The organism is Cupriavidus sp. UBA2010 (assembly GCF_002335265.1).
GTDB classification, from domain to species: domain Bacteria; phylum Pseudomonadota; class Gammaproteobacteria; order Burkholderiales; family Burkholderiaceae; genus Cupriavidus; species Cupriavidus metallidurans.
Genome location: NZ_DDCI01000035.1, coordinates 84,109 through 94,531 on the forward strand (window position 1 = coordinate 84,109; position 10,423 = coordinate 94,531).

The following is a 10,423-nucleotide window of genomic DNA, read 5'->3' on the forward strand; positions in this document are numbered from 1 at the left end:
ACGCCGTCATGGCCTTGCGACGATGCGCACCGGGTGCGCGTGTCGCGTCAGGTCAGGCGGCGTCCTGCGCGCGTTCTAGTTCGGCGATCAGCGCGTCGTGCTTGTGCTGCAGGTGCGCGCGCAGGATGTCACGCAGCGCGGCCCCATCGCGCTTCGACAAGGCATCGAGCATCTCGCCGTGCTCGCGCACGGCCATGTCCCATTTGTCCTGATCGAAGTTCGAGCGGAAGCGCAGCGCCTGAATGCGCAGGTTGATGCGTCGATAGGTCTCCTCGAGGATCGGATTGCGCGCCGCCGCATTGATCGCGTCATGGATGCGGCGGTTCAGCGCGTAGTAATTGGGCAGGTCCCGCCGCGCGTGGCAAGCGAGCATTTCGTAGTGGAGCGCGCGGATCTCGTTCAGCTCGGCATCGGTGATGCGCTGGCAGGCCAGCTCGCCGGACATCGCCTCGAGCGCGCCCATCATCTCGAACAGGTGGTTGATCACCTCCTGCGACAGCACCACCACCTCGGCGCCCCGGTTCGGCAGCAGCGTCACCAGCCCGTCACCGGCCAGGACCTTGAAGGCTTCACGCAGCGGCGTGCGCGAAACCTGGAGCAAGTCGCACAGCACGCGCTCGTTGAGCCGCGTGCCCGGTGCGAGGTCGCCCTCCATGATCATCGTGCGCAGGCGCTGAGCTACCGCCACATGCAGGATCTGGCGGTCGACGGCTTGCGAAGGGGTGGTCGGGTTTGTGCTCATCAGGGATCGTGTGGCTTGACAGTATTGTATTCAAAACCTAATCTTGGGCAAGCTCGAACTGCAATTTGGCGCATCAGGTTGCGCCAGAAACAACGCAGTCGGTGCAATGAAATCCAGATAGCCATTGATTTATAAGGATTTATTGCGGAGAGGCAGGCACTTGCGTCCGCCAACATTATCCCGCATGACGGACGCGCAGTGCATCTCTGTTTTTTGAATACAAAATTCAAATATAAGGATACGAGGCGACATGCTCCGATTGAACTCACATCCCAGTGGCCGGCATTTCCTGCAGATCCCCGGACCCACCAATGTGCCCGACCGCGTGCTGCGCGCGATGGATTACCCGACGATTGATCACCGGGGCCCCGAATTCCAGCAACTGGGCAAGAAGGTGCTGGCCGATATCCGCAAGATCTTCCAGACGACCCAGCCCGTGGTGATCTATCCGGCGTCGGGGACGGGGGCGTGGGAGGCCGCGCTGGTCAATACGCTGTCCCCCGGCGACAAGGTGCTGATGTATGAGACCGGCCATTTCGCGTCGCTCTGGAAGAAGATGGCCGACAAGCTCGGCGTGAACGCCGAGTTCATCGTGGGCGACTGGCGTCATGGCGTGGATGCCGCTGCAATCGGCGCGCGCCTGGCCGAAGACCGCAACCACGAGATCAAGGCGGTCTGCGTGGTCCACAACGAAACCTCGACCGGCGTGACGTCCGACATCGCCGCGGTGCGCCGCGCGATCGACGCGGCTGGCCACCCCGCGCTACTGCTGGTCGATACGATTTCCTCGCTCGGTTCGGTCGACTATCGCCATGACGAATGGGGTGTCGACGTGACGGTGTCGGGCTCGCAGAAGGGGTTGATGTTGCCGCCCGGCATCTCGTTCAACGCCGTCAGCGCGAAGGCGATCGCCGCATCGGCCAAGGCCCGCTTGCCCAGGGCGTTCTGGGGCTGGGATGAAATCATCGAAGCCAACAAGAACGGATTCTGGCCCTATACGCCGGCCACGAACCTGCTCTACGGCCTGTCGGAAGCGTGCGACATGCTGCTCGAAGAGGGCCTGCAGAACGTGTTCGCGCGCCATCACCGCCATGCCGAAGCCACTCGCGCCTGCGTCAACGCATGGGGGCTCGAGATCCTGTGCCAGAACCCGTCCGAGTACAGCCCGGCGCTGACTGCCGTGGTGATGCCGGAAGGCCATAGCGCCGACGCGTTCCGCAAGATCGTGCTCGAGCACTTCAACATGTCGCTCGGGCAGGGCCTGTCGAAGCTGTCCGGCAAGGTCTTCCGCATCGGGCATCTGGGCGATTTCAATGACCTGACGCTGATGGGCACGCTGGCCGGCGTGGAGATGGGCTTCGCACTGGCGGGCGTGCCGCACCATGCAGGCGGTGTACTGGCCGCCATGGACAGCCTGCGCGCCGCGGCATCGCAGCCGTCGCTGCGCGCGGCCTGAGGTTTCAAGCAGCAGCAAGAAGAGAGCGTCCAGCAGAGGCGCTCCCGACTACAAGGCCGATGCACCACAGAGCGCACGGCCGCCACCCAAAGGAGACAGACCATGACGTTGCGTTATGCCGCACGCGCCCTCGCGTGCGCTTCGTTGCTAGGTGTCGCGTGGGCCAGCCCCGCGTTTGCGTGGGAGCCTACCAAACCGGTCGAGGTTGTCGTGCCGTTCAGCGCGGGCGGGGCATCGGATCAGATGGCACGTTCCATCCAGGGCATCATCGCCAAGCACAAGCTGATGAACCAGCCGATGATCGTCGTGAACAAGGCCGGCGCCAGCGGGGCCGAAGGGCTGATGGACACCAAGGCGTCGAAAGGTGACGCGCATAAGCTGCTGGTGACCTCGTCCGCGCTCTACACGGTGCCGATGATCAGCCAGTTGCCCTTCAACTGGCGCGACCTGACGCCGGTGGCCATGGTGGCGATGGACGAGTTCGTGCTCTGGACCAACGCCGAGGCGCCGTACAAGACGCCGGCAGACTACATCGCCGAGGCGAAGAAGCAGCCGGGCAAGCTCAAGATGGGCGGCACCAGCTCCAAGCGCGAGGACCAGATCATCACCGCGCAGGTCGAGCGCAAGGCCGGCGTGCGCTTCATCTACATCCCGTACAAGGGCGGTGGCGAAGCGGCGACACAGCTCTCGGGCAAGCATATCGACTCCAACGTCAACAACCCCTCCGAATCAATCGGTCAGTGGCGCGCCGGCGAGCATCGCGCGCTGTGCGTGTTTGCGCCGGATCGCATGCAGTACACGAACAAGATCACCGGCACGCAAAGCTGGGGTGACATCCCCACCTGCAAGGAGCAGGGGCTGGACGTGCAATACCAGATGCTGCGTGTGTTCATGCTGCCCGGTGGCGTTACGCCAGATCAGCAGAAGTACTACGTGGATCTGATGCAGAAGGTCGTGGCTACGCCGGAGTGGAAGGAGTATCTGGAGAAGAACGCGCTCAAGAACGATTTCCTCACGGGCCAGAAGTTGACCGAGTTCCTGACGGCCGATGAAACGCGCCACAAGGACATCATCAAGGAAGCGGGTTTCCTGGCGGCGAAGTAAGACCGTAGAGCGAGTGCTGATGGCTTGCCCCCTCTCCCTTGAATGGGGTGGGGGGCAACGATCCGGGGGGACACATTCATGAGCGAACAATTACAAGACACCGCGCCGGCGGCGATCACGGTGCGTGCGGCGGAAATCGCCACCGCGCTGCTGATCACCATTGGCGCGGTGGTGGTGATGGTCAGCAACTACCAGATTGGCGCGGGGTGGGAGCCGGACGGCCCGCAGGCCGGCTATTTTCCGATGCGGATTGGCGCGATCATCTTCATCGCGTGCATGGTGGTGCTGTGGCAGGCGTGGCATGGCGAGAATGAGAAGGTGTTCGTCACGTGGCCGCAATTGCGGCAGGTGGCGGTGATCCTGGTGCCGCTGACGGTCTACGTCGCGCTGATCGCCTTTCTGGGCATCTACGTAGCATCGGCGATCTTCATTGCGGGTTTCATGCTCGTGATCGGCAAGTTCGCATGGTGGCGCGCGGTGCTGACTGGCGTGGCCATCAATCTGGTGCTGTTCTGGATCTTCGAGATGCAGTTCCGCGTGCCGTTGCCCAAGGGACCGCTCGAAGCGGCCCTCGGATTCTGAAGGGGACCGGCATGGAAGAACTCAATGCGTTGATGGGCGGCTTTGCTGTGGCGATGTCATGGCACAACGTCGGGCTGATGCTGGTGGGCATCCTGCTCGGCATCGTCGTGGGTGTGCTGCCCGGGTTGGGTGGCCCCAATGGCGTGGCGATCCTGCTGCCGCTGACGTTTTCGATGGAGCCGACGTCGGCCATCATCATGCTGTCGTGCATCTACTGGGGCGCGCTGTTCGGGGGCGCGATCACGTCGATCCTGTTCAACATTCCCGGCGAGGCGTGGTCCGTGGCCACCACGTTCGATGGCTACCCGCTCGCGCAGCAGGGTGAGGCGGGACGCGCGCTGACGTCGGCCTTCACCGGGTCGTTTCTCGGCGCGCTGGCCGGTGTGCTGTTGATCACGTTCCTGGCGCCGCTGGTGGCGAAGTTCGCGTTACGCTTCGGGCCGCCGGAATTCTTCGCGGTGTATTTTCTGACGTTCTGCAGCTTCGTCGGCATGGGCAAGGAAGCCAAGGCCAAGATCGTGATCGCGATGTGCATCGGGTTCGCACTGGCGGCGGTCGGCATGGATACGGTTTCGGGCACGCTGCGCATGACGTTCGGCTCCACGGAACTGCTGCGCGGGTTCGACTTCCTGGTGGCTGTTATCGGCCTGTTCGGCATCAGCGAAATCCTGATGACGATGGAGGAGGGCGTCGCCTTTCGTGGCAAGCGGGCCAGCATCGACCTCAAGGTGGTGCTGAAGACCTGGGCCGAACTGCCGCGTTACTGGATGACACTGATCCGTTCGTCGATCATCGGTTGCTGGCTTGGCGTGACGCCGGGCGGCGCGACGGCCGCATCGTTCATGGGCTATGGCGTGGCCAAGCGTTTCTCGCGCAAGCGTGAGACGTTCGGGCGCGGCAACGTCGAAGGCGTGATCGCGCCTGAGTGCGCCGCGCACGCGGCCGGCACCAGCGCGTTGCTGCCAATGCTGGCGCTTGGCATTCCGGGGTCAGCCACGGCGGCGGTGCTGCTGGGTGGACTGATGATCTGGGGGCTGCAGCCGGGGCCGTTGCTGTTCACCGAGCAGAAGACCTTCGTCTGGGGGCTGATCGCGAGCATGTACCTGGGCAATCTGGCGGGCCTGATCGTGGTGCTTTCCACGGTGCCGCTGTTCGCCGCCATCCTGCGCATTCCGTTTGCGATCATCGCGCCGCTGATCCTCGTGGTCTGCGCGATTGGCGCGTTCACAGTGCATAACGCGATGTTCGACGTCTGGCTCATGCTGATCTTCGGCGTGATCGGGTATGTGCTCAAGAAGCTCGAGTATCCGCTGGCGCCGCTGGTGCTGGCATTGGTACTGGGCGATCGCGCGGAGGATGCATTCCGGCAGACCATGCTGATGTCGCAGGGCGAACTCAACGTGTTCTGGTCCAACGGGCTCGTCGGCACGATCATGGCGCTGGCAGTGGTGATCCTGGTGTGGCCGATGTTCGGCAGCCTGCTGGAGAAGACCCGGCGCCGCAAGGTAGTGTCGGCCCATCAGGGAGCGTCAGAATGAGCGATGACATTCAGCAGGAAGGGACGTTGCTGGTGACGCGCGAGGATGCCGTCGCCACCATCGTCCTGAACCGGCCCGCGAAGCTCAATGCCTTCACGCTCGATATGTGGCGGCAGCTTGGCGAGGCGTTCCGCGAGCTTTCCGCCGATGACACGGTGCGCTGCGTCGTCGTGCGTGGCGCGGGGGACCGCGCGTTTTCGCCGGGCAACGATATCGGCGAATTCGCCACCACGCGTTCCAACAAGCAACAGGCCACGGCCTATGGCGCGGTCATGCATGGCACCGCGCAGGCGATGCAGGACTGCCCGCATCCGGTGGTGGCGCAGATCCACGGCATCTGCGTGGGTGGCGGGCTCGAGGTCGCAGCCATGGCCGATATCCGCATCTGTGGCCAGAGCAGCCGTTTCGGCGCGCCGATCAAGAATCTCGGGCTGGTGATGGCGCACGCGGAGATGGCGCCGCTGGTGCGGCTGATCGGCACGTCGCGCACGCTCGAGCTGCTGTTCGAAGGGCGCATCGTCGATGCGGCCGAGGCGTATGCGATGGGGCTGGTCTCGCGCGTGGTGCCCGATGATCGCGTGGCCGACGAGGCGCGTGCCGCGGCGCAGCGGATCGCTTCCGGCGCGCCGCTGGTGGCCCGCTGGCACAAGCGCTTCGCCCGGCAACTGGCCGAAGGCAAGCCGATATCGGCCGCCGATATCGATGCTGCGTTCGACTGTTTCGATACCGAGGATTTCCGCACTGGCTATCGCGCGTTCCTGGCCAAGGAGACGCCGAAGTTCAGCGGTCGCTAACCTGGGAGCAGACCGATGTCAGATTCCCCTGCAATCGCGCCGGGTGCGTTGTCCGGCCTGCGTGTGCTGGAACTCGCGCAGATCATGGCCGGGCCCACCTGCGGCATGATGCTGGCCGATCTCGGCGCCGATGTGATCAAGATCGAGAAGATCGACGGTGGCGACGACGCACGTGGCTATCGCGAGCCGACCATCAACGGTGTGTCGGCGCCGTTCCTGATGCTGAACCGCAACAAGCGCGGCATCGCCCTTGATCTGAAGACACCCGAAGGCCGCGAAGTGTTCCTGCGCATGGTGCGCAACGCCGACGTGGTGATCGAGAACTTCCGCAAGGGCACGCTGGAGAAGCTTGGGCTTGGCTACGACACGCTGTCGCGCGAGAACCCGGGCCTGATCTATTGCGCGATCTCAGGCTATGGCCGCACCGGGCCGTTCGCCGACAAGGGCGGCTTCGATCTGATCGCGCAGGGTTACACGGGGCTCATGAGCATCACGGGCGAGGCGGGCGGGCCGCCGTTGCGCACCGGGAATTCGATCGCCGATATCAATGCGGGCATCCTGGCGGCGTTCGGCATTCTTGCCGCGTATCAGCATCGGCAGAAGACCGGGCGCGGGCAGATCGTGGAAACGTCGCTGATCGAGGCCGGCCTGCAGCAGCTCTACTGGCACGCGGCGATTCATTTCGCCACGGGCGAGTCGCCGGGGCCGAGCGGGTCGGCGCACGTGCTGGCGACGCCATACCAGGCATTTCCGACGCAGGACGGCCATATCATCGTTGGCGGCGCGAACGAGAAGAACTGGGCGCGTATCGCGCAGGTGCTCGGACATCCGGAATGGGTCGAAGACCCCCGCTATCGGCGCAACGCCGACCGGATGCGTCATCGCGACACGTTGCTGCCGGAGATGGCCGGCATCCTGATGACGCGCCCGTCCGCTGACTGGCTGGCGGCATTCGATGCAGCGGGCGTCCCGGCCGGACCCGTGCATTCGATTGGCGAGGCACTGAACCATCCGCAGACGCTGGCGCGTGGCATGGTGGTACGGCAACAGCACGCGGAAGCCGGGCCCATCCGGACGCTGGGGCTGCCGATACAGCTATCGGAAACGCCGGCGCAATACCATCGCCCGTCACCGAGGCTGGGCGAACATACGCGGACGTTGCTGGCGGAATGCGGCTATGGCGAGGCGGAGATCGAGGCGATGCTCGAAGCCGGCGTGGTCACGGAGACGGCCGCATCGGCGGCGACCGTGACCGAGATATAGGGTGAGGTATCGGGCGCTTACCCGACGTAGAACAGGATGCTGATGAACTGGCACATGCTGCCGGCCAGCACGAACAGGTGCCAGATGCCGTGGAAGTGGCGCACCTTCTCGTCGAACAGGAAGAAGCCGATGCCGGCAGTGTAGATGGCGCCGCCGGCTACGAGCCAGTACAGCCCCACGGTCGGCAGGGCCGCCGCCAGTGGGCCAAACGCGATCAGCACCAGCCAGCCCATGATCACGTAGATGGCCAACGAGAAGATGCGGGTGCGATGGCCGATCCAGAGCTCCTGGATGATGCCGGCCACGGCCAGCCCCCAGTTGACGCCGAACAGGGTCCAGCCCCAGGGGCCGCGTAATGTGACCAATGCGAACGGGGTATAGCTGCCGGCGATCAGCAGGTAGATCGCGCAGTAGTCGAGGCGGCGGAAGATGTCCTTCGCGGGGCCGCGAACGCTGTGGTAGACGGTGGAGATCGTGTAGAGCAGCACCAGCGTGGTGCCATAGACGACGGAGCTGACGACCTTCCAGGCGTCGCTATGGAGTGCCGATGAAGTGACCAGCACCGCCATACCAGCCGCCGAGAGCACCGCTCCCGCCAGGTGGCTATATCCGTTGAACCGTTCGCCGCGATACATCCCCAATGCCTCCGTCTGCGCTGTGGACAAGTGGCCATTCTGTCACGGATCGCCCGGTGAGCAGGCCGATCAGCGCAAATAACAGGGTCATGTACACTTGCCGGCTGGCGTCCGCACCGGGTTTGCCTGGCGTAGGCGTCACTCCCGAGAACCTGACACGACGAATATCCCATGAAGAAACTCTCCCTGATCCTCGCCGCCGTGGCGCTGGGCGCCGCAGGTATCGCGCAGGCTGAAACGCTGCCGTCCGGCGTGGTGATCGAGCACGTGACCAAGGGCACCGGCGCTTCGCCGAAAGCAACGGATACGGTCAAGGTCCACTACCGTGGCACGCTGACCGACGGCAAGGAGTTCGACAGCTCCTACAAGCGCGGCCAGCCGATCTCGTTCCCCCTGAACCGCGTGATCCCGTGCTGGACCGAGGGCGTGCAGAAGATGCAGGTCGGCGGCAAGGCCAAGCTGACTTGCCCGGCCTCGACGGCCTACGGCGAGCGCGGCGTGCCGGGCACGATCCCGCCGAACGCGACGCTGAACTTTGAAGTGGAGCTGCTGGGGATTGGCGGCTGACGATTGAAGGGGCCGGCGGATTCAGGGCCGGCTCTCGTTCCACCCCCGTTCCCCCGTGTATAGACCGGGAGCGGGGCGCAAACCATAAGAACAAGAACATGCAGGTAGATTCGGTCTTTCTCATCGTCGCCCTCGGCGCCATCGTTGCCGGATTCGTGCAGGGCCTGTCAGGCTTCGCGTTTGGCATGGTTGCCATGTCGTTCTGGGCCTGGGGCGTCGAACCACGGCTGGCTTCGGCGATGTCCGTGTTCGGCGCGCTGACCGGCCAGTTGCTTGCGGCCTTCACCGTGCGCCGCAAGTACCATCTGGCCACCGTACTGCCGTTCCTGCTTGGCGGCATCGTCGGCATTCCCATCGGGGTCAGTATCCTGCCCCGGCTCGACGTCCATCTGTTCAAGCTGTGCCTTGGCTTCGTCCTGGTGATCTGGTGCCCGATCATGCTGTTCTCGAGCCGCATCCCGCCGATCCGCCGTGGCGGCCGGCTGGCCGATGCCGTGGTCGGCGCCATCGGCGGCATCATGGGTGGCATCGGCGGGTTCACGGGCATTGCGCCAACGCTCTGGTGCACGCTGCGAGGCTTCGACAAGGACAAGCAGCGGGTGGTGATCCAGAACTTCAACCTCGGCGCATTGCTGGTGACGATGGCCGTGTACGTGGGTACCGGCATCATCACGCGCGACATGTTGCCGATGTTCGCCATCGTGGCCCCGGCCATGCTGATTCCCACATTGCTCGGCACGCGGGTCTACATTGGTATCAGCGACATCGCGTTCCGGCGCATTGTGCTGACGCTTTTGACCTGCTCGGGTGTAGCCATGCTGGTCGCGGCAATTCCGAAGCTTTAGAAAAGAGCTGCATCAGGCGCTTTGTCGTGGGTGAATATCAGGGTTTATACTGACGTCCTTCTTTTGCCCGCAGCAAGTGATCGGCTTCACCATGAACAAGCGCTTCTATTTCTTCTGTGCCACCACGTGGGCCGCGGCTGCCGTGCTGATCCTGGGACAGGGTTCCATGGCCACGGATGCGCTGAGCGGCGTGATCGCGCTGGCTGGCTTCGATCTGCTTCGTCCCTGAGTGCTTGGCGGCGGTGCCCGCGCGCATCGCGTTAACACCATTGGTTCATGGCATTTTCGATGCCCGCGGCATAGGCTTGGTGATGGATTGTGCGTACTCAGCGCACGATGGTCTCAACCGTTCTCGCAGGAGGATCCCGATGAAGGCACTCACCATTGCAGTGGCAGTTGCAGTCTTTGTACCCGGGCTGGCGTTTGCGGCGGGACCGGCAAGTCCCTCTGATCGCTATGACTACGACATGCATACGACTAACAAGGACGGCTATGTGCCCGACCCGGCGCGCACGAGCAACAAGGATGGCTACACGCCCGACGCCGCCCGGGCCGGCGACAAGTTCGATCCCTACACACAGGGCGCGAACCAGAGCACGTCATCAGCTCTGACCGATAGCAAGAGCACCACCAAGAAGTCGAGCAAGTCTCACAAGAAGGCGCCTGCAGCACCGACGGCGGCGACCCAATGAGCGACGAGATCTGGTTGGAAACAAAGCCCCGCGAATGCGGGGCTTCTTTTTGGTTCTTCGGAGAATTCCGGGGACTGAATTGCCACATTCCGTATCCTAATGGCCGTTAAGAGGGCCGTTAAGAGGGCCGTTGCGGAACGGGATGCTGGATCGGAAGACGCTGCAGGCCTTGGGCTGCTGGGATGGCTACAAGCTGGATCCGGGG

At 63.8% G+C, this 10,423-nt stretch carries 12 protein-coding genes; 10 read left to right on the plus strand and 2 right to left on the minus strand.

Annotation, left to right across the window (positions count from 1 at the left end):
* Window positions 1–52 precede the first annotated feature (52 nt).
* Window positions 53–742, minus strand: coding sequence for a GntR family transcriptional regulator (locus B2246_RS27205; RefSeq protein ID WP_008641540.1), 690 nt, complete (start codon window positions 740–742; stop codon window positions 53–55).
* A 250-nt stretch (window positions 743–992) separates the two neighbouring features.
* Between B2246_RS27205 and B2246_RS27210 the strand changes: the two genes are divergently transcribed.
* From B2246_RS27210 to B2246_RS27235, 6 genes are all read left to right on the plus strand, one after another.
* A complete protein-coding gene (locus tag B2246_RS27210) occupies window positions 993–2,198 on the plus strand; it encodes a pyridoxal-phosphate-dependent aminotransferase family protein (RefSeq protein ID WP_286882658.1) in 1,206 nt (401 codons plus the stop codon).
* 102 nt (window positions 2,199–2,300) lie between these two features.
* Window positions 2,301–3,302 carry a Bug family tripartite tricarboxylate transporter substrate binding protein gene (locus tag B2246_RS27215; RefSeq protein WP_008641542.1) on the plus strand — a complete coding sequence of 334 codons (1,002 nt, stop codon included), beginning with the start codon at window positions 2,301–2,303 and terminating at the stop codon, window positions 3,300–3,302.
* A 78-nt stretch (window positions 3,303–3,380) separates the two neighbouring features.
* Window positions 3,381–3,884, plus strand: coding sequence for a tripartite tricarboxylate transporter TctB family protein (locus tag B2246_RS27220; protein WP_008643146.1), 504 nt, complete (start codon window positions 3,381–3,383; stop codon window positions 3,882–3,884).
* Between the two features lie 11 nt (window positions 3,885–3,895).
* Entirely contained in the window at window positions 3,896–5,422 is a 1,527-nt protein-coding gene (locus B2246_RS27225) for a tripartite tricarboxylate transporter permease (RefSeq protein WP_008643148.1), read from the plus strand.
* The gene (locus B2246_RS27230; protein WP_286882657.1) at window positions 5,419–6,216 is read left to right on the plus strand and encodes an enoyl-CoA hydratase/isomerase family protein; all 798 of its coding nucleotides are present in this window, start codon (window positions 5,419–5,421) and stop codon (window positions 6,214–6,216) included. The genes B2246_RS27225 and B2246_RS27230 overlap by 4 nt, the downstream gene beginning before the upstream one ends.
* A 15-nt stretch (window positions 6,217–6,231) precedes the next feature.
* The gene (locus B2246_RS27235) at window positions 6,232–7,479 is read left to right on the plus strand and encodes a CaiB/BaiF CoA transferase family protein (RefSeq protein WP_008643154.1); all 1,248 of its coding nucleotides are present in this window, start codon (window positions 6,232–6,234) and stop codon (window positions 7,477–7,479) included.
* Window positions 7,480–7,496: 17 nt separating this feature from the next.
* Here the strand turns inward: B2246_RS27235 and trhA are convergent, their stop codons facing one another.
* Window positions 7,497–8,114 (minus strand): PAQR family membrane homeostasis protein TrhA, encoded by a 618-nt coding sequence (gene trhA / locus B2246_RS27240; protein WP_008643155.1) that lies wholly within the window; start codon window positions 8,112–8,114, stop codon window positions 7,497–7,499.
* Window positions 8,115–8,285: 171 nt separating this feature from the next.
* Here trhA and B2246_RS27245 point away from each other — a divergent pair, with 171 nt between their 5' ends.
* The 4 genes from B2246_RS27245 (at window position 8,286) to B2246_RS27260 (ending at window position 10,218) form a co-directional block, all read left to right on the plus strand.
* Window positions 8,286–8,681 (plus strand): FKBP-type peptidyl-prolyl cis-trans isomerase, encoded by a 396-nt coding sequence (locus B2246_RS27245; RefSeq protein ID WP_008643156.1) that lies wholly within the window; start codon window positions 8,286–8,288, stop codon window positions 8,679–8,681.
* Between the two features lie 98 nt (window positions 8,682–8,779).
* The gene (locus B2246_RS27250) at window positions 8,780–9,526 is read left to right on the plus strand and encodes a sulfite exporter TauE/SafE family protein (protein WP_286882655.1); all 747 of its coding nucleotides are present in this window, start codon (window positions 8,780–8,782) and stop codon (window positions 9,524–9,526) included.
* A 91-nt stretch (window positions 9,527–9,617) separates the two neighbouring features.
* Window positions 9,618–9,755 (plus strand): hypothetical protein, encoded by a 138-nt coding sequence (locus tag B2246_RS27255; protein ID WP_286882654.1) that lies wholly within the window; start codon window positions 9,618–9,620, stop codon window positions 9,753–9,755.
* A gap of 139 nt (window positions 9,756–9,894) precedes the next feature.
* Window positions 9,895–10,218 (plus strand): hypothetical protein, encoded by a 324-nt coding sequence (locus B2246_RS27260; RefSeq protein WP_008643159.1) that lies wholly within the window; start codon window positions 9,895–9,897, stop codon window positions 10,216–10,218.
* Window positions 10,219–10,423: the final 205 nt, after the last annotated feature.